27 protein-coding genes are annotated in these 19,628 nt (G+C 69.5%); 12 read left to right on the plus strand and 15 right to left on the minus strand.

The annotated features are described in order from the left end of the window. Nucleotides 1-36 precede the first annotated feature (36 nt). Nucleotides 37-966 (plus strand): PDDEXK family nuclease, encoded by a 930-nt coding sequence (locus Vqi01_RS06180; RefSeq protein WP_239098218.1) that lies wholly within the window; start codon nt 37-39, stop codon nt 964-966. Nucleotides 967-1,135: 169 nt separating this feature from the next. Here the strand turns inward: Vqi01_RS06180 and Vqi01_RS06185 are convergent, their stop codons facing one another. After that, nucleotides 1,136-1,567: a (deoxy)nucleoside triphosphate pyrophosphohydrolase gene (locus tag Vqi01_RS06185; protein WP_204033568.1), complete on the minus strand. Its 432-nt coding sequence runs from the start codon at nt 1,565-1,567 to the stop codon at nt 1,136-1,138. Nucleotides 1,568-1,748: 181 nt separating this feature from the next. Between Vqi01_RS06185 and Vqi01_RS06190 the strand changes: the two genes are divergently transcribed. Further along, nucleotides 1,749-2,054, plus strand: coding sequence for a 4a-hydroxytetrahydrobiopterin dehydratase (locus Vqi01_RS06190; RefSeq protein WP_204033570.1), 306 nt, complete (start codon nt 1,749-1,751; stop codon nt 2,052-2,054). 61 nt (nt 2,055-2,115) lie between these two features. On the opposite strand, the gene Vqi01_RS06195 is transcribed toward Vqi01_RS06190, so the two are convergent. Together Vqi01_RS06195 and Vqi01_RS06200 are read right to left on the minus strand one after the other, a co-directional pair. Continuing rightward, nucleotides 2,116-2,511, minus strand: coding sequence for a VOC family protein (locus tag Vqi01_RS06195; protein WP_239098219.1), 396 nt, complete (start codon nt 2,509-2,511; stop codon nt 2,116-2,118). Continuing rightward, on the minus strand, nt 2,508-2,666 hold the full coding sequence (locus Vqi01_RS06200; protein WP_204033572.1) for a hypothetical protein: 159 nt from the start codon (nt 2,664-2,666) through the stop codon (nt 2,508-2,510). Before Vqi01_RS06200 ends, Vqi01_RS06195 begins: the two co-directional genes overlap by 4 nt. A gap of 111 nt (nt 2,667-2,777) precedes the next feature. On the opposite strand from Vqi01_RS06200, the gene Vqi01_RS06205 reads away from it, so the two are divergent. The 3 genes from Vqi01_RS06205 to Vqi01_RS06215 all read left to right on the plus strand — a co-directional run bounded on the left by Vqi01_RS06205 (nt 2,778) and on the right by Vqi01_RS06215 (nt 5,061). Further along, complete coding sequence (locus Vqi01_RS06205) at nt 2,778-3,776, plus strand: LysR family transcriptional regulator (RefSeq protein ID WP_204033573.1); 999 nt, start codon at nt 2,778-2,780, stop codon at nt 3,774-3,776. A gap of 57 nt (nt 3,777-3,833) precedes the next feature. Next, nucleotides 3,834-4,196: a PH domain-containing protein gene (locus tag Vqi01_RS06210; protein WP_204033574.1), complete on the plus strand. Its 363-nt coding sequence runs from the start codon at nt 3,834-3,836 to the stop codon at nt 4,194-4,196. Nucleotides 4,197-4,299: 103 nt separating this feature from the next. Then, complete coding sequence (locus Vqi01_RS06215) at nt 4,300-5,061, plus strand: Ig-like domain-containing protein (protein WP_204033575.1); 762 nt, start codon at nt 4,300-4,302, stop codon at nt 5,059-5,061. On the opposite strand, the gene Vqi01_RS06220 is transcribed toward Vqi01_RS06215, so the two are convergent. The 4 genes from Vqi01_RS06220 to Vqi01_RS06235 all read right to left on the minus strand — a co-directional run bounded on the left by Vqi01_RS06220 (nt 5,054) and on the right by Vqi01_RS06235 (nt 7,744). Then, nucleotides 5,054-5,803: a hypothetical protein gene (locus Vqi01_RS06220; protein ID WP_204033577.1), complete on the minus strand. Its 750-nt coding sequence runs from the start codon at nt 5,801-5,803 to the stop codon at nt 5,054-5,056. The genes Vqi01_RS06215 and Vqi01_RS06220 overlap by 8 nt on opposite strands. Then, the gene (locus tag Vqi01_RS06225; protein WP_204033578.1) at nt 5,800-7,128 is read right to left on the minus strand and encodes a hypothetical protein; all 1,329 of its coding nucleotides are present in this window, start codon (nt 7,126-7,128) and stop codon (nt 5,800-5,802) included. Before Vqi01_RS06225 ends, Vqi01_RS06220 begins: the two co-directional genes overlap by 4 nt. An 80-nt stretch (nt 7,129-7,208) precedes the next feature. Further along, complete coding sequence (locus Vqi01_RS06230) at nt 7,209-7,466, minus strand: hypothetical protein (protein ID WP_204033579.1); 258 nt, start codon at nt 7,464-7,466, stop codon at nt 7,209-7,211. Then, nucleotides 7,466-7,744, minus strand: a complete 279-nt coding sequence (locus tag Vqi01_RS06235) for a DivIVA domain-containing protein (RefSeq protein WP_372444318.1) — start codon at nt 7,742-7,744, stop codon at nt 7,466-7,468. Before Vqi01_RS06235 ends, Vqi01_RS06230 begins: the two co-directional genes overlap by 1 nt. A 24-nt stretch (nt 7,745-7,768) precedes the next feature. Here Vqi01_RS06235 and Vqi01_RS30605 point away from each other — a divergent pair, with 24 nt between their 5' ends. The 3 genes from Vqi01_RS30605 (at nt 7,769) to Vqi01_RS06245 (ending at nt 9,374) form a co-directional block, all read left to right on the plus strand. Beyond that, nucleotides 7,769-7,930: a hypothetical protein gene (locus tag Vqi01_RS30605; protein WP_239098222.1), complete on the plus strand. Its 162-nt coding sequence runs from the start codon at nt 7,769-7,771 to the stop codon at nt 7,928-7,930. 227 nt (nt 7,931-8,157) lie between these two features. Further along, nucleotides 8,158-8,574: a GntR family transcriptional regulator gene (locus tag Vqi01_RS06240; protein WP_204033582.1), complete on the plus strand. Its 417-nt coding sequence runs from the start codon at nt 8,158-8,160 to the stop codon at nt 8,572-8,574. 299 nt (nt 8,575-8,873) lie between these two features. Beyond that, nucleotides 8,874-9,374, plus strand: a complete 501-nt coding sequence (locus tag Vqi01_RS06245; protein WP_204033583.1) for a hypothetical protein — start codon at nt 8,874-8,876, stop codon at nt 9,372-9,374. A gap of 85 nt (nt 9,375-9,459) precedes the next feature. Here the strand turns inward: Vqi01_RS06245 and Vqi01_RS06250 are convergent, their stop codons facing one another. The 3 genes from Vqi01_RS06250 to Vqi01_RS06260 all read right to left on the minus strand — a co-directional run bounded on the left by Vqi01_RS06250 (nt 9,460) and on the right by Vqi01_RS06260 (nt 11,709). Continuing rightward, the gene (locus Vqi01_RS06250; protein ID WP_204033584.1) at nt 9,460-9,936 is read right to left on the minus strand and encodes a hypothetical protein; all 477 of its coding nucleotides are present in this window, start codon (nt 9,934-9,936) and stop codon (nt 9,460-9,462) included. 477 nt (nt 9,937-10,413) lie between these two features. Beyond that, nucleotides 10,414-11,163 carry a DUF6932 family protein gene (locus Vqi01_RS31520; protein WP_372444319.1) on the minus strand — a complete coding sequence of 250 codons (750 nt, stop codon included), beginning with the start codon at nt 11,161-11,163 and terminating at the stop codon, nt 10,414-10,416. Between the two features lie 75 nt (nt 11,164-11,238). Continuing rightward, the gene (locus Vqi01_RS06260; protein ID WP_204033587.1) at nt 11,239-11,709 is read right to left on the minus strand and encodes a hemerythrin domain-containing protein; all 471 of its coding nucleotides are present in this window, start codon (nt 11,707-11,709) and stop codon (nt 11,239-11,241) included. A 174-nt stretch (nt 11,710-11,883) separates the two neighbouring features. Here Vqi01_RS06260 and Vqi01_RS06265 point away from each other — a divergent pair, with 174 nt between their 5' ends. Both Vqi01_RS06265 and Vqi01_RS06270 read left to right on the plus strand, forming a co-directional pair. Next, on the plus strand, nt 11,884-12,603 hold the full coding sequence (locus tag Vqi01_RS06265) for a SanA/YdcF family protein (RefSeq protein WP_204033589.1): 720 nt from the start codon (nt 11,884-11,886) through the stop codon (nt 12,601-12,603). Nucleotides 12,604-12,756: 153 nt separating this feature from the next. Further along, the gene (locus tag Vqi01_RS06270; protein WP_204033590.1) at nt 12,757-13,104 is read left to right on the plus strand and encodes a hypothetical protein; all 348 of its coding nucleotides are present in this window, start codon (nt 12,757-12,759) and stop codon (nt 13,102-13,104) included. A 145-nt stretch (nt 13,105-13,249) separates the two neighbouring features. On the opposite strand, the gene Vqi01_RS06275 is transcribed toward Vqi01_RS06270, so the two are convergent. From Vqi01_RS06275 to Vqi01_RS06295, 5 genes are all read right to left on the minus strand, one after another. Further along, the gene (locus Vqi01_RS06275; RefSeq protein ID WP_204033591.1) at nt 13,250-13,840 is read right to left on the minus strand and encodes a hypothetical protein; all 591 of its coding nucleotides are present in this window, start codon (nt 13,838-13,840) and stop codon (nt 13,250-13,252) included. A gap of 34 nt (nt 13,841-13,874) precedes the next feature. Next, nucleotides 13,875-14,459, minus strand: coding sequence for a hypothetical protein (locus Vqi01_RS06280; RefSeq protein ID WP_204033592.1), 585 nt, complete (start codon nt 14,457-14,459; stop codon nt 13,875-13,877). A gap of 131 nt (nt 14,460-14,590) precedes the next feature. Next, nucleotides 14,591-15,214 (minus strand): hypothetical protein, encoded by a 624-nt coding sequence (locus Vqi01_RS06285; protein WP_204033593.1) that lies wholly within the window; start codon nt 15,212-15,214, stop codon nt 14,591-14,593. Nucleotides 15,215-15,450: 236 nt separating this feature from the next. Next, the gene (ychF, locus tag Vqi01_RS06290) at nt 15,451-16,536 is read right to left on the minus strand and encodes a redox-regulated ATPase YchF (protein ID WP_204033594.1); all 1,086 of its coding nucleotides are present in this window, start codon (nt 16,534-16,536) and stop codon (nt 15,451-15,453) included. 133 nt (nt 16,537-16,669) lie between these two features. Then, nucleotides 16,670-17,170 (minus strand): hypothetical protein, encoded by a 501-nt coding sequence (locus Vqi01_RS06295; protein WP_239098223.1) that lies wholly within the window; start codon nt 17,168-17,170, stop codon nt 16,670-16,672. A gap of 397 nt (nt 17,171-17,567) precedes the next feature. On the opposite strand from Vqi01_RS06295, the gene Vqi01_RS06300 reads away from it, so the two are divergent. Both Vqi01_RS06300 and Vqi01_RS06305 read left to right on the plus strand, forming a co-directional pair. Next, complete coding sequence (locus Vqi01_RS06300; protein WP_204033642.1) at nt 17,568-19,079, plus strand: DNA-3-methyladenine glycosylase 2 family protein; 1,512 nt, start codon at nt 17,568-17,570, stop codon at nt 19,077-19,079. A 35-nt stretch (nt 19,080-19,114) separates the two neighbouring features. Further along, the gene (locus Vqi01_RS06305; protein ID WP_372444321.1) at nt 19,115-19,609 is read left to right on the plus strand and encodes a methylated-DNA--[protein]-cysteine S-methyltransferase; all 495 of its coding nucleotides are present in this window, start codon (nt 19,115-19,117) and stop codon (nt 19,607-19,609) included. Nucleotides 19,610-19,628: the final 19 nt, after the last annotated feature.

Below are 19,628 nucleotides of genomic sequence, written 5' to 3' on the forward strand. Positions count from 1 at the left end.
CTGCGGTGGGCGGTGGCGGTACGCCAGGCTCCGGGGGTGGTGGATCGACAGGGGCGACTGCGTTGGATTGCGGGGCGGCAGGATGGGCTCGTCTGCCGTGAGCAGGCACTGGAGCACGGCTTCACCCGGCACGAGGTCGACAACCTTGTCGCCTTCGGGCGGTGGCAGTCGCTCGCCCGAGCCGTCTACCTCCCACAGCCCGTCGCGGCGGTGGAGCCGTCCCGGCGCCAGCAGATCCGGGCCGTACTGCTGTCGCTGGGGCCAGCTGCGCATGCTGTCCTCGGCACCGCTGCCGAGCTCCACGACATTGCCGGCCTGCCGTCGTCCGACGAGATCCACGTCGGCCTACCGGGGGCAGCCGCCAAACGGGTGCGGGTCGGGCAACCCAACGTCGTGCTGCACCAACTTGAGCACCCGGCGAAATCGCTGGTCAGTCTGAGCGGATTGCGGCTCACTGACCCCATCTCCACGGTCAGCGACGTCATCCTGCGCGCCGGGCGCTACCCGGCCGTCTGCGTGCTGGACTCGGCATTGAACCGAGGATTGCTGAGCGAAGACGATCTGTCGTCGATCGCGCGCCGGATCAGGCGCCGGCGGGGCGCGGTAGCCGCTCGTGGCTACCTCGCGGAGGCGGATGGGCGGGCCCAGTCTCCGCTGGAGACCCGCGCCAGGCTGCGCTGCGTCGATGGCCGGGTGCCGCCAGACGTGTTGCAGTTGGAGGTACGCGACGACGACGGATACCTGCTCGGCATCGGCGACCTCGGCTGGCGCGCCCCAAGAGTGATCGCGGAGGCGGACGGCCGAGGCGTGCACGGCACCCCGGAGGCGCTCTTCGCCGACCGCCGCCGCCAGAACCGGCTGGTCAACGCCGGTTGGACGGTCCTCCGCTTCACCTGGCAGGACACCCTGGACCCCGCCTACATCCCCTGGATAGTCCGCCAAGCCCTCTCCACCCCCCGCCCCTAACACCCCACCCCCACCCCACCCCACCCCCTGCCCGACCCCGTTGATCATGAGGTTAGCGGCAGTAAAGGAGATCAACTTCGCCGCTAACCTCATGATCAACGGAGTGGGGAGGGGGTGAGGGGGGTGGGGAGGGGGGTGGGGAGGGGGGTGGGGAGGGGGGTGGGGGTGGTTAGAGGAGGGGGTGGAGGGCGGCGACTATGGGGGTGTCGGCGGGGAGCCAGGGGACCGTGTCGAGTTCGGTGGCGGAGAGCCAGCGCAGCTCCGAGTGCTCCAGGGGCTGGGGGCGGTCGCCGTGCAGCAGGCGGGCCGCGTACACCTTGAGCACGGAGCGGCCGTGCGCCATCCGGACGTCGCGGCCGACCCGCTCGCCGACCTCCACCCGCACGCCGAGTTCCTCGGCGCATTCGCGCACCAGCGCCGCTATCTCGCTCTCTCCCGGCTCGACCTTGCCGCCGGGGAACTCCCACCTGCCCGCCACCTCGGGTGGGGCGGACCGGGCGCAGGCCAGCACCCGCCCATCCTCGATAATGGCCGCGCCGACGACAACTTTCAGATCCCGCCGGGCGGCCTGCCCGCCACTATTAGGCCGTTCGGTCTGCACGGGCGTCCAGCGTGCCAGATCAAATGGCGGTTTGGGTAGCGTGGTTGACCATCAGGCCAGGAATCCCAGAAGTGTGGGCGTGGACACACCCCCCGTGCGACGTAAAACTAGAGGCACCGACAAGACACGGGGCGGCGACGATTTGGCCACAAGCCGGCAACGAAGCCTGGGAGGCGCGGTGATGCGTGCGCTGTTCGGCGGTCGCGCGAAGCACGACTACCTCAGCGACGCCCTCACCCTACTGAACGGGTGGAAACGCGAGGGCGAGCAGATCCGACGCACCCTGGTCATCGACGACACCCAGCACGCGGCGTTGACCGAGCGGGTCAAGGTGGTCGCCGACGCGCTGCATCTGCGGCCGGACATCAGTCGGCGGGCCGACCGCACCCAAATCTGCGTCGGGCACGGCAGCACCCCGCTCACCGAGGGCGAGGTCCTGCTGGCGGCCCGCATCGAGGACGCATACCGAGCGGTCACCGAGTCCTGACCGTAACGGCGCGACCGGTCAGGCCCGCCCGCATCCGGTGGGACGTGAGCGGGGCTGGACGCTACCGGTCGACGTCCTGCGGGTACCACCGCAGTTCGACGGAGTTGCCGTCCGGGTCCCGCACGTACACGGAAGTGGCGTTGCCCCGGGCACCGAAGCGGCCAACCGGCCCCTCCAGGACGGTGAAGACGCCGGAGGCGACGACATCCGCCCAGTCCAGCGGCTCGACCACCAGGCAGAAGTGGTCGACGTTCGTTCCGCCCCGCTCCCCCTTGACCAGGTCGATGATCGTTTCCGGGCTCACCCGGACAGAGGGGAACGGGGCCCTCCCGGCACGCCACTCGTCGACCCGGACCGGTGCCAGGCCGAGCCGGCCGCAGTAGAAGTCGAGGGAGCGCTCCACATCGGCGACGGCGAGCACAAGGTGGTCGAATCCGATTACTCGCGCGGCATTCACAGCGCCTCCAGTTCGTACGCCCGGCGCAGCCATCCGGTGAAGAGCTCCTGGTCGACGTCGGCGGCGGTCCGCAGCTTGACCGAAGCCAGCCGCCGTGCGCCGGGTACGAGCCGGCCGGACGGGTCGGGCACGTCCTGCCCTCGCCATAGGTTCATGGTGTTCCCTTTCAGATCGGTGTGTCCGTCTCAGCCTCCGCCGGACGCGCACCCAGACCAAGACCCGATCGCAGCACTATTGTTTAGCGAGACTCAACGACGGGAGGCGACGTGCTGGAACGCCACGAGCTGGAGGCCTTCCTGACCCTCGCCGACGAGTTGCACTTCGGCCGGACGGCCGAGCGCCTCCGGATCAGCACCGGGCGGGTCAGCCAGGTCATCCGCGCACTCGAACGTCGCATCGGCGCACCGCTGTTCGCGCGTACCAGCCGGGTCGTCCGGCTCACCCCGATCGGCCGGCAGCTCGCCGACGACATTGCGCCGCTGGTCACCGGGATCGAGGAGGCGGTCCGCCGGGCCGCCGAGGCGGGACGCGGCGTGACCGGGCGGCTGTGCGTCGCCTTTCTCGGCGAGTGGACCGCGCCGGTGCTGCTCAAGGCCGTCGCGCTGTTCACCGAGCGGCACCCGGAGTGCCAGGTCCAGGTGCGGGAGGTGCAGCTCTACAGCTCCCGGAGCAGCCTGGAGGACGGGTCGGTCGATCTGCTCATCGCCGCGTACCCCTTCGACGGCATGGCCTGCGGCCCGCCGCTGATCGAGGAGCCCCGGGTCCTCGCGGTGCCGGCCGGGCACCCGCTGGCCCGGCGGGCGTCGGTCCCGCTGGAGGTGCTCGGCGACCACCCGGTGGTCCAGTATCCGGCGGCCACCTCCGCCAGCTTCAAACGCGACCGTACGCCGGAGCACACCCCGGCCGGCCGCCCGGTGCCGAAGGGACCGGTGGGCGAAACCTTCTCCGAGATGCTCACGCTGGTCGCCCTGGGCCGGGGTGTGCTGCCCGTCGGCGAGCACACCCGCCGCTACCACCCGCGCCCCGATGTGGCGTACGTGCCGATCCGTGACGCGCCGCCGATCCAGCGTGGTCTGGTCTGGCGGAAGGACCGCACCACCGCCCGGATCCGCGCCTTCGTCCGCGCCGCCAGCGACGCCAACCAGACCATCCACGCCAGCGACGCCAACCAGACCGTCCACGCCAACCAGGCCGACCACGACACCAGCCACGCCAACCAGACCATCCACGCCAGCGACGCCAACCAGACCGACCGGATCGCCTGATCAGGCTGCCCCCCAGCAAGATCGGGTGGCTGGCGCGGGCCGCCTACCGTGAGGCGCATGGCCAACGCGACGTACGACCGTAAGGAACAGTTCCAGCAGATCCAGAGCGGCCTGCTCGACGGAGAACAGATCATCGCCGTGTACGACGCTGTCGGCACCGGCACCGGGTTCATCGGGCTGACCGACCGGCGCGTGATCATCCAGGACCGCTCGTTCATCGGCAAGCGGTACGCGATCACCAGCATCCCGTACTCGAAGATCACCAGCGTGAGCGTGGTCAGCAACAAGTCCTGGGGCGGTTCGTTCTTCTCCACCGGCGCCATCGCCATCCACGTCGGTAGTCACACCTACGAGGTGGAGTTCCGGGGTGACCAGAAGAGCCACCACGTGCACAACGTGATTTTGCACTACATCAGCTGAGCGACGAACCGACTCTATGCATCGATAATCTTCGGTGCGAAGATGCCAAGCACGAGAGTGAGGTGCGCGGGCGGGCGCCCGCAGAGTCGGAGGGACCAGCCCAATGCCCCAGTCGTCGCACCACTGTGAAACACGTCGAAGCTGGCGGCGGGCAGCCGCGGGCGCGGTTGCCGCCCTCGTCCTGGCCACCGTCGCGGCCACCGGACCGGCCCACGCCGCCACCGCCGAAGCAGCCGCCGCCGCAGCCACCGGACCAGCCGCCACCAACGGAAGGCCGCGGCCGGCGCCGCAGGTGACACTGACCAGCCCGGGCGAGGGCGCGATCCTCGTGTCGGTGTGCGCGGTCCGGCTGACCGCCGAGGCGAGCACCCGGGTCGGCACCATCGATCGGGTCGAGTTCTACGTCAACGGCCAGTTCGTCGGCAGCGACGCCCACGCGCCGTACGCGATCGACGTTCCGCCCAGCCACCCGGCGCTGCGCGGCACCGCACGACACACCACCTTCGCGCGGGTCGTCACCGTCTCCCCGGCCGCTACCGCCGACTCGCGTACGGTCAACTTCGGGCATGCGCCGCCACCCCCGGCGGCCATGGTGATCGGCTGTCCGTCGCAGGTGCAGGTCCCCGAGGGCGGCTCGACGACCATGACGTTCGTGTCGGTCTGCGGCAGCACGCCCGGTCTGATCCTGACGGTGACCGGCGACCCGGGGGTCAGCGTCACGCCGACCGTCTCGCCGCCCGGCAACCAGGAACACCGGATCACCGTGTCGGCCGCACCGGGCAGCGCCGGCGCCGTCGCCAGGATCACCGCCACCCCCGACACAGGTAGCTGCATGCCGGGTAGCGCCGTGGTCACCGTCAGCTGACCAGGCCCAGCCCGCGCAGCGCCGCGCCGAGCGTCGCCGCGCAGGCGATCTGCCGCCAGCCCGATGGTCCGCGCAGGTGGACCCGGCAGGCATGCTGGCCGAGTTCCACCGCCACCTCACCGCCGGCGTGCTGTGACGCCAGCACCTCGATTCCGGGCACGGGGTCCGGTGGCGCGGCGTTGGCCGGGGCCTGCGGCACGGGGATCGGCACGTCGGGGTCGGGTGGCACCGCGTCCCGCGCCACGTTGTCCAGGAACCGCAGGCAGAAGTCGACCGCCGCCTCGACTGTGGGCTGATGCGGCCGGTCGCCCGGCCCGGGTCCGGTGCCGTTGTGCACGAGCGACACCGACCATCGCCACGACAGCCCGGCCGGTCGCTCGTCGCCGGCTGCCACCAGCACCGACAGCGTCAGCCCGTGGGCGAGCCGGACCAGCTCCGCCAGGGGCGGCACGTCCGGGCGGCGGGCCACCACAATCAGCCGGGCACCGGGCCGACCGGCGGCGGCCGAGGCCACGAACCGCCGCTGCGGGTCCGGTCCGGGTGACGGCACCATCCCCTCCCGCAGCGCGTAGGCGAGCGGTTGGCCGCCGTCGGCCTCGGTGAGATCCTCCGGTCGTACGCCGAAATCGGTGGCCCGGTCCGCGAGCCGGTACGGGCCGTCGAGCCGATGGTCGGGGCCCACCTCGGGCCCGTCGCCCGGCAGCCACAGCTGGTGCTCCGCGCGGCCCGCCAGGTCGGTCACGGTGACGGTGAGCGCGGCGTACCGGCGGCGGCTGCCCCGGCAACGCGCGCACCCGCCGGCCACCGGCGCGAACCCGGCCCCGCCGCAGAGCCGGCAGTCCGGCTCGGCCGCGGCGTCCTCGCCCCGACAGTCGCAGCGCACCAGGTGGCCGCCGGGCACGCAGTCGGGGCACGAGGCGTACGGAATCGGCACGCCCTGCCAGCTCGGCGCGGGCGGCTCGGCGACGCGCCGCAGCACGGTGACCGGCTGCCGCGCCACCTGCCCGGTGTCCCGCTGGGTGAGCACCATCGTGCTGCCGCCCACCACGAGCCGCAGGTGCCACCAGCGGCCGTCCCGCCAGACCGCGCCTGGGCCCCCTGCGCCCGGCGCAGGTCGGCGGCGACCCGGCGGGCGAGCCGCGCGAGGTCCACCTCCGGCCGCGCGGTCCGCGCCCGGTCGCTGGGCAACATGGTGTACGCGGGTGCGCCCGACCCGCGCTCCCCTAGCCCGAACAGCGCGTCGGCGGCCGTGGTCGCGGCGACCGCCGTGGTCAAATCCGGCCAGTGGGCGGGTGTCTGTGCGGGCACTTCCCCGCCGGGCACCTCGTACCGCACGTGCCAGGTCGGGTCGCCACGACTGTGCCGGCGTGCCTCGACCACCAGGTCGAGCCGGAACAGGTCGGCCAGTTCGCAGAGCCGTCCCAGCCGGGCGTCCGGCTCCTCGGCGGGCGCGGCGGCCGACCGGGCCAGCAGCAACCACCAGGGCCGGTGTACGTGCCGGGCAATCGCCTCGGCCTCCAACGCCCACCGTCGCCGCGCCGGCAGGCCGGGCCGCCACGCTCGACCGAGTGGCACGACCAGCGTGGCCGCTTCCCAGGGCCGGTTCCGTTCCCGCAGCACGTCCTCGCCGGTGACAGCGCTGTCAGCGGCGGTGCTCGTGGTGGCGGCGCTCGTGGCGCTGGCCGCGCTGGTGGTGCTCGTGCCGGCGGCGGCGCCTGTGCCGGTGGCGATCGCGGTCAGGTCGCGTACCAGCGCGGTCAGGTCGAGGCACCACCCGCCCCGGGCGGCCGGGGTCGGTTCGGCACTGCCCGGCACGACGTTCGCCGACGCCACCGCGCCGCTGTCCAGGTCGGCGACGGTGAGCACCAGCTGCGCCCGCCGCCGGCCGGTCCGCCGGCAGTCCACGCAGTCCCCGGTCACCCGACCGACGCCGCCGCAGAGCTGACACTCCGAGTACGCCCGCCCCACCTCCTCCCGCCACCCCACCAGCAACCGGTCACCACCGTCGGCACACCCGCACGCCTCGGTCACAGTCCCCGCGCCGGCACAGGTCGCACAGTCGATCACCGGAGCAGTCGACGGCTCGAGCGGCGTCTCTCCCAACGGGCCGCCCGTCGGCGGTCCGGGACGCTCTCCCAACGGGCCGCTCATCGGCGCACCCGCCGGGCGCACGGTCCGTCGTGGCCGGCCCGCAGCAGACAGCGCCGATTGCCGGGCAGCCGCAGATCACAGAAGACCCGATGGCGTACGCCCTGCTCGTCCTCGGCCGACACGGTGGTCTCGCCGGGGTCGGTCGCGGCGAGCAGACTCGACCAGCGGGCCACCACCCGAGCCAGGCGTACGGCGACACTCAGGTCCCCGGCGACCACCGGCAGGTGGATGACGAACCGCTGACGCGCGGGCATCAGTACCGCCCTCCCGCGTTCAGGCGACGCGCCTGCTCGGACTGCCAACCGCGCAGCGCGTCCCGGAACCGGACCGCCTCCTGCACGCTGTTGCCCAGCGCGTCGTAGACAGCGGCCAGGTCGTCGGCCACCCGGTCGAGGAACTCGTGCACCTCGTTCGGGTCAAGCCCTCGCCGCCCGAACCGGCAGGCCCGGAACCGCCACGCCCGCACCTGCCAGGGCCGCAACGGCGGGCAGGCCGCCGACCTGTAGTACCCGGGCCGCTGGTTCCGCCCCACCGACGCCACTCCCCCACCCAGCGCATGCCGCCCGACGCGCTGATGCCGCCCGACCCGTTGCTGTTGGCCAACCTGCTGGTGTTGACCGATCTGCGCATGCCGATCGGCCTGCTCGTGCCGGCTGGCCTGCTCGCGCCGGCTGATTCGCCCGAAGAAGCGCATGACCTGTTCCCCTTCGCCGCGTAGCCCTCGTCAGGTGGGCACCCGCCAACCCGGGCAGGCGGGTGCCCACAGCCCTGAGACCGCAGCCCAACGGCAGTACGGCCACAGAGCAGTTCACCGGAGGCGGATGCCGCCTGATTTCTCATCCGCACACCGAAAGTGACTGGAACTATACGGACGTGAGGTCAGGGGCACAACCCCACGGGGGCGCGTCCTGATGTCTGGCCCTAGGGGGACAAGGCTGATTCGGTATGAGCATCGATCCGCGTTCGCACACGCCGGTCTATGTGCAGCTTGCCGACCTACTGAGGCAACGGATCGAAGCCGGCGAACTCAGTCCGGGCAGCCTCCTACCGAGCGAGGCGCGGCTGACACAGGAGTACGGGATCGGCCGAGAGGCAGTCCGCATGGCCGTCGCGCTCCTGCGCTCCGAAGGACTCGTTCGCACTCAGCGCGGGCACGGCAGCTACGTACGCGAAATCGCCGAGCGCACGAAGATCGAGCTTGCCGCTGGTAACTCGGCGATCGCCCGGATGCCGACCGGCGCCGAACGCAAACACCTTGGACTCGACGAGGGGGTGCCGGTGCTGGAGATCCGCGACGCCAAGGGCAGGACCGAGGTTCTCCCCGGTGACGAGGTGGAACTCACTCGCCCCACATCGGATTGAACTGCCTGGCTACATGAGCATCGATCCGCGTTCGCACACCCCGGTCTACTCGCTGACCTCGTGCGCAACCAGATCGAATCCGGCGAACTGGTGCGCCGCCCTTCCGCTACTCACGCTGGGTGGAGTCGAGTCGGTGCCCGAATCGCGCCATGAGCGCGCATCGCTTGTCTTGCGGGTGTGCAAAGTTGGGGCGAGCGCAGGGCTATCCCCGGGTCTCCCAGATCGCAGGAGACGGTATGCAGACCTTGGACAGTTTCCGTTCAGCCGGAACGGAAACTGTCCAAGGTCTATGAGTAGGAGTGGCGCGTGTAGCGAAGGGTGTGACGTGGCCGCCGTTTCGACGGCGTTGTGGCATCCCGACGTCAGAATCCCGCCATTCCGCCGAAACCGAGTTGATTAATCTGGTGGTTACGGGGTCGGGGCGACCTGGCGAGACGGCGCACGATCAGCGGATTGATCGCGAATGCTTCGGCGTACTACTCTCGGCCAGATCCGGGCGCCGCCGGTTTGCACCCAACGAAGCCGTCGTCGTACTGGACGACGACCACGTAGGCGTCCTGTCACGGATCATCCACGACCACGCACCGCCCGGCCTCACCATCACCGAGCGGAACCTGGCCGAGGAAATCGACCAAGTCGTCACCCGAACCCTCGCTCAGACATGGGACAACGCAGACGCCCGCAACCGAGGCGTCCGCCGCGCCACCGCCGCCGTCTTCCGCCGCTACATGTTGAAACCGGTAGGAGAGCCGTACGACTCCACCGTCGCCTACATCGAAGCCCACTACCTCGTCGACTGACTCAACCTCCCCCGTTCAGAGGGCCAAGCAGGGAGCAAAACCCTCTGAACGGATCGAGGTTGATGACGTCATGCACGGTCGTAATCTAACTGTTGTCGAGGGTGGGTTCCGAGGCAACAAAACCAAGAAATTCATACCGAGGAGGGCTGGCGATACCAAGCCGGTTTACACGCGTCTTGGATTCGACGGTCACATGCACCAGGTCTCCGAGGCTGATGTTGAGACGCAACAGGCTCTCCTCGCCTTCGACGTGGATCACATATCGCTTCCCTCGGCCGGTGCTGGTTTTCACATCGAATGTGCCGCCGAGGTCCATTGATATCACTCGGCCGGCGATTTGCCGTGTTTCGCTCTCGACCTGGTCTTCCCACTGGCTTCGGACATGGGCTCTCGCGCGGTCCGTGAGAGAAGATTGCCGATGCACTCCTGTTCCTGAGCGCCATCGCATGCGTAGGTCCAGGTTGTGCTGGTCCAAGGCTTTGGTCAGTTCGTGCAGGCCTCTGAGGAGCGACGCCGCATTGCCGAACTGTCGGAAGTTCGCCCTCTCCTTCGGCAACGTCATGCAGTCGAGTGATGCGCTCAAGCAAGGCATCAAGATGGTCTGCGGTGATTGGTATTTCGTCGCTCGCCGGGCGGCTCTCGTCTTCCTTAGCGACTAGGTGAAGGATGGCGCTACCACGCGAGACTCCAGCAAGCTCCAGTTTTGGAACATCAGAAACTCCTTGAGCGCTGGCTGCGCCGTTGACCTCCATCGAGAATGCGCGAAGTATGTCCTCCGCAATGTCGATATCAAGGCTCCCAGTGCTTACTTCCTGCCCTGACACTGTCAGGTCGAGTCGGCGGGTAAGTCGGGTCGACTCATCGTAGGATGCGATCGTCTCGTAATAATTCCTATCGAAGATCTCGTCTGTTGAGAGTGCCGGATCTTCCGGGGCCTCGATCGCTTCCCACAGACGGTCAACCTCGGCCAGGTCTACATCAGGGTGAACGGGCGTAGACGCGGGCGAGCGTTCGGAACGCCGAAGGCGAGGTTGCTTGCTCACGTCAGCCTCACCTCCACGTAGCCACGAACCCACTTGCCGCTCTCAGGTGTTGGAGCCCCTCTAGCTTCCCCCTCGGGGCGCGTCCGAGTCCACCAGTCGTCCAAGCATCCCCGCATGACCAAGTACTGCTGCTGGTCACCGCCGTACGGGTCTCTCTGCCAGGGCGTCCCAGGGTAGTAATAAGGAACGACCGTAGGCGTTACCCGCAGTAACCGCTCAAGATGTCCCCGGCTCGTCAGCTTGCTGATCTGGGTCTTGTGTCTGATGCCCTGCTCGTCGGCTCTGGTCAGCGCGCCGCCGTCGATGAACACCACAAGATCCACATTGCGGGGGTCAAGTTTGACGGTGCTGATGAAACTTCCGCCGAGCCACAGGCTGATGATCAGTCCTTCATCACCTACGGTCTGGCCGAGCCGATCCTCGAACGATCGCCACATCTGAAGGTAGTTGAGGAGGCCCTGCCAACAGTCGCGACGCGTCGTGGACGACTGGAAGATTTCCGCCTCAACGAACGCCGCCTTGACCTCATCAAGGTCGAGTAGGTACCGGCCGTGCTGGGGGAATCCAAGTTCGTTGGTAGCAGGTCGGCCGGGCTGCTCAGCCGCGCAGCCGGGACGGTCATGCCGTGGCACGTTACCGGAAGCCAGATCCTCGCGCCACGACCGCAACAAGCCATCTCGCCCAACTCGGTTTGACACCTCCGACTGGAACCGCACCCCCTTCACCCCCGACAGCGCCTCCCACATCTCCGTCTACCGCCGGAACTGATGCAGATCTTGGTGCGATGGCGCCCTTTCAGGGGGAGTTTCGCACCAAGATCCTTAGAGTGGGCCCAGGACGATATCCGGGTGGGTGTCCAGGGAGAGGGTATCCAGGACGGTCAGGAGTTGGCGTTCCTCGTACCTGAAATGGGACTCCATGATTGCTGCCAGCCCCTCCAGGTGCCGGGCCAGCTCCGCGGGCGGGGCGGCCCGGGCGACCGCGGCCTGGAGCCCGGCCAGCAGCTGCGCCATCATCGAGTGGTCCTGACGCAGGTGATACAGCGTCTCCCGCAGCTCGGGGTACTGCTCGGCGATCGCCGGAAACAGGTCACGGTCCTCGCCCTCATGGTGGGCGGTCAGCGCCGCACAGAACCCGTGACAGAACAACAACAACTCTCTGGTCGCCGGCTCAGCCGGCTCACCAGCGGCCAGCGCCTGCTGGGTCACGGTCAGTGCTTCGCGAAGCCTGTCGTGCACACGGCGCAACTCATTGCTCCACGCCACCAGCCTGGTCTTCTCGCCCTCACCCATAGGTGAGGGACGAAGGTACGACGAACATCGTCATCGATTCCCTTCGGTCCGGCGCCTCCATGCCTGACACGGCCTGCCACCGACACGCGACGCTGCGGCCGAAGGTAGCACGAGGCGGGCGAACGGCGACTGGTTCCGGCCGGCGCTCGGCGGCGGACTGGGATACTGATCCGCATGGGGATTCGCACGTGCCTGCTGGGCCGGCTGCGTGCGGTCCGGGAGAACGGCCGTGGTCGCTGGTTGCGCCGGGCGGTGCTGGCAGGCGCGGTCGGCGCGGTGGTGCTGGCCGCCGCGAGTTGGGGCAGCGTGAGCTGGATCCGGTCCGGCGCTGAAGGGCGGATGTACACCGTCCAGAGCGTTCCCGAGGCGCCGGTCGCGCTGGTGCTGGGCACCCGGGTCCAGGCCGACGGCACGCCGGCGCCGTTCCTCGCCGCCCGGCTGGAGATCGCCCGAGAGCTGTACGCCGCCGGCAAGGTCCAGGCCATCCTGGTCTCCGGCGACAACATGCGCCACGAGTACAACGAACCCGAGGCGATGCAACGCTGGCTCGTCGAGCGGGGAGTGCCCACCAACAAGGTGGTGCTCGACTACGCCGGCTTCGACACGTACGACTCGTGTGCCCGCGCCAAGCGGATCTTCGGGGTGGAGCGGGCGACCGTGGTAACCCAGCAGTTTCACCTGGCCCGTGCCGTCACGATCTGCCGGCACCTGGGCGTGGACGCCATCGGGGTGGGCGACGAGACGACCCGGGAGTACGGCCGGGCCTGGCAAATCGCCTCCGCCCGGGAGTACGGCGCCAGCGTGAAGGCCGCGCTGGACGTAATCTCCCACCGCGACCCGGTGCATCTCGGACGCCGCGAAACCGGCATCGACGACGCCCTCCGCAACGGCTGATCCGTCGCCGGCTGACGGCTGGTGCCGCGCCATGGACGTTGGTCGGGTCATCGTTTGGTGAGCCCGACTCGCCGTATTCGCCTGATTGATACAGAAAGTCTCCGTAGGCTCACTGCCAGACGTGCTGCCAAGGGTCTGGAAGGAGGTTGCGTCATGGCCGATGACCAGGTCGCCCGCAACCTGAAGGGCATGGACGAGCTCGACTTCAAGGGGTGGAACCCGGCGGACTGGAATGGGGTGTTCGCTCACTACCACACCGATGACGTGCTCGTGGACCTGAAGGGGCAGCCACCGACCCACGGCATCCAGGAGCACATCGACGCCATGAAGGCATTCGCCCAGCAAACCGGCGGCACACCCGTGCAAATCAAGTCCCACCCCATCGGTTTCGGGTCGGGCGAATGGACCTGCGTGGTGGGCGAGTTCGAAGACGGCAGCCGGATGGTGACGGTGGCGAAGTGGCGCGATGGCGCCATCGCTGAGGAGTACATCTGGATGTGACCACCCGGCTCCGGTGGGGTCGGCCAGCGAACAGCGGAGTGCCGAAAACAGGTGGGAAGCCGCCTCGGCTGATGGAGATCTTGGTGCGATAGCGCCCTCCCGGGGGCACTTTCGCACCAAGATCCCTGCTGCGGCTGGGTTCAGGTCACCACCACTGGCGGACTGTGACGAACGGGCCGCCGCCGTTGTCGTAGACGTTCGTGTCGTTGATGCCGAACTGCAGCTTCGGCGCGGTGATACCCCCGGGCACGTCGATGAAGCGGATGCCGAGGCAGCCGCTGTGGGCACCCACCGGGAACCACTCCTCCGGCTCGTAGTAGCGGTTCCGCACGTGATGCCACACATAGCCGGAGGTGAGTCTGGCCATCAGCATGTACTGCCGCTCGCCGGGCAGCGGCCACCCGGCGGGTGCAAGAGTCGGGTCGCCCTCGACATTCTTGTTGGTCCCCCAGTAGTCGATGCGCGTCGTACCCGTCGCGGTGATGCGCAGCCCGTCCCCGTCGCCGAGGCCGTACGGCGCCCGCCACACGTCGAAGTAGTTGCCCCTGGCCTGCCACGGGTCGACATCCACGTATTTCGGCCGGAGGTTGGTGAGGCAATCGTTCACGTGCGCCGGAGTCGCCGCGGCGGGCGAGGCGGGCAGCACGGCAAGAGCTGATGTGGTCAATGCGACGGTGGCGGCGGCGAGGGCCTTCATCAACGAGCGCCCGCGGCGCTTGGAAGTCGTGGCTGTCACGATGGTCTCCTTGTGCGGGATACGGGTTTGTCGGTTACCACCACTGGCGGACCGTGACGTACGGGCCGCCGCCGTTGTCGCCGATGTTCGGGTCGTTGATGCCGAGTTGCAGCTTCGGCGTGCCGCTCACCGAGAACCTGACGATGCCGAGGCAGCCGCTGTTGGCGCCCACCGGGAACCACTCCTCCGGCTCGTAGTAGCGGTTCCGCGCGTCGTGCCACACGTAGCCGGTGGTGAGCCGGCCCATCAGCATGTACTGCCGCTCGCCGGGCAGCGGCCACCCGGCGGGAGCCAGGTGAGGGTCGCCCTCGACGTTTTTGTTGGCGCCCCAGTAGTCGATGCGGGTGGTGCCGGTCGCGCTGATCTGGAGCGCGTCCCCGCTCCGGATGCCGTAGGGTGCCCGCCACGCGTCGGTGTAGTTGCCCCTGGCCAACCACGAGTTGACGTCCACGTAGCTCGCCCGGGCGTTGGTGCGGCAGTCGTTCAGGTGCGCCGGCTCGGCCGAGGCCGGCGACGCGGGCAGGATCGCAAGGGCTGATGCGGTCACCACGGCGGTGGCGGCGGCGAGGGCGGCTCTCGCGGGTCGGCGCCCGCTCCGTACGGAAGTCGTGGTCGTCAACCGGGGCCTCCTTGGAAGATGCGATACCGACAGAAGAGGCGGCCGGCGCTCGCGCTGCCGGCCGTCTCTCCGATGTGGACGCTAGGCCCTGGTGTCAATCTTGCATCAGGCCACTGGAATCGGCTGAAAGATCACCCGGCGAAAAGGGCTCCGAGCTCCTTGTACGCCAGGTCGAAGCGAGCCATCGCCTCCTTGATGCTGGTCTCCGGATGCACGTCGAGAAGCGACTTCTGCATCAGCCCTAGCCCGGCCACCAGGTGCTGCCCGCTCGCTTCCAGGCTCGGCTGCGGAGTCGGGTCAGCGTAGAACTTCCCGTTCTTCAGATCCGCCCAGCCGACCTGGGCGAGTTTCACCGCCGAGCCGTTCAACAGCTTCGCCGACGACAGGAAGCTCTCCGTCGCCAGCTTCCGCAGGGCCGCCGCCTTCCCGGGATCCCCGCACTGCGCCGCCTCCCCCAACAACGACAGCCCTCGACCCAACTGGTCCAGATACGCGACACGCTCCTTCGGGTGGATCTGGTCCCACAGGTCGAAGACCGGCGGACAGGACAGGCATCCGTCCGGTCCGATCGGCTTCGGCTTGAAGTCCGGCAGCACAATCGTGTGGCAGTCGAAGATCGGCATGCCGTTGAACTCGCCGACCCGGAAACAGATCGTCACCGGCTGGCCAGCGGCGCTGGCCGACGTCGCTGGCACCAGCAACGTCGCGGTGACGGCGAGCGCCATCGCGAGCAGTATCCGCCGAGCGATGCCCATGTGCCCCTCCTTGAATAGGAATCAATGGCTGCCATGGTTGCCGGTCGATGCAATCAGCGCCGCCTCTACCGCCTCGACTGATGCAGATCTTGCTGCGACAGACGGCTATCGGGCTACGATGCGGATGGCGACGGCTAGCAGGAAGAAGGCGGATATGGCCGCGATCAGGTACGCGCCACCGCCGAGGAGCAGCAGCGCACCACCGACGCCGGCCACAGTCGCCCGAAGGGCCGGACTCAGACGTTGAAGCGGAACTCCACGACGTCGCCGTCCTGCATGACGTACTCCTTGCCCTCGATGCGGACCTTGCCCGCCGCCTTCGCCGCCGCCATGCTGCCGGCCGCAACCAGGTCTTCGAAGGAGACCACTTCGGCCTTGATGAAACCGCGCTGGAAGTCGGAGTGGATCACCCCTGCGGCCTCCGGCGCGGTCGCGCCGATCGGGACGGTCCAGGCCCGCGCCTCCTTGGGCCCGGCGGTGAGGTACGTCTGGAGCCCGAGCGTGCGGAAGCCGACCCGCACCAACTGGTTCAGCCCCGGCTCGGACTGCCCGATCGATTCCAGCAGTTCGCGGGCCTCCTCCTCGGGCAGGTCCACCAGCTCGGATTCGATCTTGGCGTCCATGAAGATCGCCTCGGCCGGGGCGACCAGCGCCCGCAGCTCGTCAAGGAACTCGGCGTTGTTGAGCTCGGCCTCGTCGACGTTGAAGACGTACAGGAACGGCTTGGTGGTGAGCAGGTGCAGCTCCCGCAGGTGCTCCAGCTCGATCCTGGCGGCGGCGGCACCGGCGTACAGGGTGGTGCCGTTGTCGAGGACCTCGACGGCGGCCTTCGCGGCGGTCACGGCGGCGGCCCGGTCCTTGCGGAGCTTGGCCTCCTTCTCCAGCCGGGGCAGCGCCCTCTCCAGCGTCTGGAGGTCGGCGAGGATCAGCTCGGTGTTGATCGTCTCGATGTCGTCCGCCGGGGAGACCTTTCCGTCGACGTGCACCACGTTCGGATCGGAGAAGGCGCGTACGACCTGGCAGATCGCTGAGGCGTCACGGATGTTGGCGAGGAAGGCGTTGCCTCGCCCCTGCCCCTTGGAGGCGCCGCGCACCAGCCCGGCGATGTCGACGAACGACACCGGGGCGGGGAGCACCTTCTGCGAACCGAAGATCTCGGCGAGCTTGTCCAGCCGCTCGTCCGGCAGCCCGACCACGCCGACATTGGGCTCGATTGTCGCGAACGGGTAGTTCGCGGCGAGCACGTCGTTCTTGGTCAGCGCGTTGAACAGGGTGCTCTTGCCGACGTTGGGTAGGCCCACGATGCCGATGGTGAGACTCACGACGAGCCAGCTTACGCCGCTGCCCGACGCTGATGCCCAGCGGTGGGCGACTTCGCCGCCCACCCCGGCGTCCCTCCACCGGATCGGTGACGGCTGAGCTACTCGCTCGACGGCGTGTCGCGCGGCTGGGCCGTCAACGATCAGGGTTCGGGTGGGGTTTTCGGGGGGAAGGTATGCCGATGGGGAGTGCGGTGGGGGCCAGGTCGGTGGGGGCCAGCTCGGCGGCGGCGGCCAGCGGCAGTGTGAACCTGGCGTCGGCGGCGGAGCCGGCCGTGCGTGACTCGCGAAGCATCCAGTTGATCTCGTCGGCCGTCCACCCCAGCCCCGGTCGGCCGGCGATTTCCCGGAGCAGCCGGAGCCCGGCTCGGGTGTCGTCGTCGTAGAACCGCATGCACCAGTGGTGCACCCACATGCCCAGCGCCCGTACGCCGTCCCGGTCCAGCGAGCGCAGCAGCCGGCCGCAGGCGGTGTCGCCGAAGGCCCGGCCCGGGTCACCGGCGCGGTCCCGCTCGATGGCCCCGACGGCGGCGGGAGCGACCGCCCGCATCCGGTCGTAGAAACCTTGGACCACGGCTGTGTCCAGCGGTGGGTGCCCGTCTGTAGACGCCGCCGCCCGACCCGCCACGCTCACCATCGCCGTACCCCTTCTTGAGTTGATGGCCGCACGCTACCGACCACAACCGACACTTTCCCGTACGCCGCACACGTGTACCCCCCACCGCCCTGTCGAGCTGAACCGTTGGCGCCATCACGGAAGGGCTGCTCGTCGCTGCCGGTCACTGCCGGAACGCCCGCCGCACCGCACGCCGCACGGCGCACGCCGGTGCCGGTGCCGGTGCCGGTGCCCGTGCCCGTGCCCGTGCCGGTGCCCGTGCCGATGCCGATGCCCGTGCCCGTGCCGATGCCGGTGCCGGTTGTTAATACGGGGCCCTTCCTCTACACGAGGCGTTAATAAGGTGCCCTTCCTTACACAACGGCCAGGTCTGAAAGCCGCCAGATGCGGGTTCGGGGGTGGGCGCATGATCGGTGGTGTGGAGTTGGACTTTGAGCGGTGCTACCGGGCCGTCGACAGCCGTGACCAGCGGTTCGACGGCTGGTTCTACACCGGCGTGACCTCGACCGGGATCTACTGCCGGCCGTCCTGTCCGGCGATGACACCGAAGCGGCAGAATGTCCGATTCTTTCCCTCGGCGGCGGCGGCGCAGAGCGCAGGGCTGCGGGCCTGCCGGCGGTGTCGGCCGGACGCCTCCCCCGGCTCCCCGCAGTGGGACGTCCGCGCCGACGTGGTGGGGCGGGCGATGCGGCTGATCGCCGACGGGGTGGTCGACCGCGACGGGGTGCCGGGGCTGGCGGCTCGGCTCGGGTACACCGAACGGCACCTGCACCGGATGCTGCGGGCCGAACTCGGTGCCGGGCCGTTGGCGCTGGCCCGGGCCCAACGCGCACAGACCGCCCGTACGCTGATCGAGACCACCGGGCTGGGCCTGGCCGAGATCGCGTTCGCCGCCGGGTTCGGCAGCGTCCGGCAGTTCAACGACACGGTCCGCGAGGTCTACGGGGTGGCACCGTCGCAGTTGCGCGCTGGCCGTCGGGCGACGATCGGTGGGGCGGGCACGGTCACCCTGCGGTTGGCGTACCGTCCTCCGCTGCACGCCGCCGCGCTGCTGGATTTTCTCGCCCGACGCACGCTGCCCGGGGTGGACGAGGTACGCGACGGGACGTACCGCCGGGGGTTGCGGCTGCCGAACGGCACCGGCGAGGCGGCCCTGACCCCGGCGGACGGGTATGTCGCGGCCACGCTGCGCCTGACCGACCTGCGCGACCTGGCCCCCGCCGTGGCCCGTTGCCGGCGCCTGTTCGACCTCGACGCGGACCCGGTCGCCATCGACCAGACCCTCGCCACCGCCCCGGCCCTGACCCCGGCGGTGGCCGCCGAACCCGGCGTACGCGTTCCCCGCGCGGTCGACGGCTTCGAGATCGCCGTCCGCGCCATCGCCACCCAGCAGGTCTCCCTCACCTCAGCCCGCACCACCCTCACCCACCTCCTCGCCCACCTTCCCACCCCCCGGACCGCCGCCCAGGGCGTTGTTGATCAAGAGGATTGCGTTCAGAATCGCCGCGCCGATGACGCAAACCACTTGGTCAACAGCGGTGAGGGTGAGTCCATGCGGGGGTTTCCTGGTGCGGAGGAGGTGCTGCAGGTGCCGGACTCGGGGTTTCGGATGGCGGTGGGGCGGCGGGAGGCGATTCGGGGGGTGGCCCGGGCGGTGGTCGACGAGGGGCTCGATCTGGCGCCGGGCGGGGACCGGGAGGAGACGGTACGGCAGTTGCTGGCGATCCCCGGAATCGGGCCGTGGACAGTGGGCTACCTGGCGATGCGTGCGCTCGGCGACCCGGACGCGTTCCTCTCCACCGATCTTGCGGTGCGCCGGGGCGCCGCCGCCCTCAGCCTCCCCGACTACCCGAAGGCCCTTGACGCGTACGCCGCCCGTTGGCGTCCCTGGCGTTCGTACGCGGTGATTCGACTCTGGAGAGCAGCGTGAACACGACTTTGGAGGAAAGCGTGCGCAGCACGTTCATCGACAGCACCACCCTCGGCACTCCCGCCGGCCCGTTCACCATCCTCGCCGGCCCGGACGGCGCGGTACGGGCCGCCGGCTTCACCCCTGATCCGGCGGACCTGCTGCCGTTGATCCACGCGAGCCTGCGCGGCGAACTCCGCCAGCGCCCCGATCTCGGCCCGGTCACTGCGGCCGTCGCGGCGTACCTCGACGGTGAGCTGACCGCGATCGACGCGGTACCGGTCGAGCAGCACACGGGCGGGGCGTTCATGTCGCACGCCTGGGAGGTGCTGCGCGGGGTGAAGCCGGGCCAGCCGGTCACCTACACCGGGTACGCCGCACTGGCGGGCCGTCCGGCTGCGGTGCGTGCCGCCGCGGCGGCCTGCGCCCGCAACGCCGCCGCCCTCTTCGTCCCCTGTCACCGGGTGCTGCGCACCGACGGGACGCTGGGCGGCTACCGCTGGGGGCTGCCCGTGAAGGAATGGCTGCTCGCTCACGAAGGCCGCGACTAGCGCCACGCGGCCACCCGGC

The organism is Micromonospora qiuiae (genome assembly GCF_016863555.1).
GTDB classification, from domain to species: Bacteria; Actinomycetota; Actinomycetes; order Mycobacteriales; family Micromonosporaceae; genus Micromonospora; species Micromonospora qiuiae.

What these genes read in the sequence shown, in the direction of transcription:
- Vqi01_RS06270 (WP_204033590.1), top strand. Translation starts at nt 12,757, where the DNA reads ATGGCCGATGACCAGGTCGCCCGCAACCTGAAGGGCATGGACGAGCTC.
- Vqi01_RS06265 (WP_204033589.1), top strand. Translation starts at nt 11,884, where the DNA reads ATGGGGATTCGCACGTGCCTGCTGGGCCGGCTGCGTGCGGTCCGGGAG.
- Vqi01_RS06285 (WP_204033593.1), bottom strand. Translation starts at nt 15,214, where the DNA reads ATGGGCATCGCTCGGCGGATACTGCTCGCGATGGCGCTCGCCGTCACC.
- Vqi01_RS06215 (WP_204033575.1), top strand. Translation starts at nt 4,300, where the DNA reads ATGCCCCAGTCGTCGCACCACTGTGAAACACGTCGAAGCTGGCGGCGG.
- Vqi01_RS06240 (WP_204033582.1), top strand. Translation starts at nt 8,158, where the DNA reads ATGAGCATCGATCCGCGTTCGCACACGCCGGTCTATGTGCAGCTTGCC.
- Vqi01_RS06190 (WP_204033570.1), top strand. Translation starts at nt 1,749, where the DNA reads ATGCGTGCGCTGTTCGGCGGTCGCGCGAAGCACGACTACCTCAGCGAC.
- Vqi01_RS06230 (WP_204033579.1), bottom strand. Translation starts at nt 7,466, where the DNA reads ATGCCCGCGCGTCAGCGGTTCGTCATCCACCTGCCGGTGGTCGCCGGG.
- Vqi01_RS06250 (WP_204033584.1), bottom strand. Translation starts at nt 9,936, where the DNA reads ATGACGTTGCCGAAGGAGAGGGCGAACTTCCGACAGTTCGGCAATGCG.
- Vqi01_RS31520 (WP_372444319.1), bottom strand. Translation starts at nt 11,163, where the DNA reads ATGTGGGAGGCGCTGTCGGGGGTGAAGGGGGTGCGGTTCCAGTCGGAG.
- Vqi01_RS06210 (WP_204033574.1), top strand. Translation starts at nt 3,834, where the DNA reads ATGGCCAACGCGACGTACGACCGTAAGGAACAGTTCCAGCAGATCCAG.
- Vqi01_RS30605 (WP_239098222.1), top strand. Translation starts at nt 7,769, where the DNA reads ATGCCGCCCGACGCGCTGATGCCGCCCGACCCGTTGCTGTTGGCCAAC.
- Vqi01_RS06260 (WP_204033587.1), bottom strand. Translation starts at nt 11,709, where the DNA reads ATGGGTGAGGGCGAGAAGACCAGGCTGGTGGCGTGGAGCAATGAGTTG.
- Vqi01_RS06295 (WP_239098223.1), bottom strand. Translation starts at nt 17,170, where the DNA reads ATGGTGAGCGTGGCGGGTCGGGCGGCGGCGTCTACAGACGGGCACCCA.
- Vqi01_RS06200 (WP_204033572.1), bottom strand. Translation starts at nt 2,666, where the DNA reads ATGAACCTATGGCGAGGGCAGGACGTGCCCGACCCGTCCGGCCGGCTC.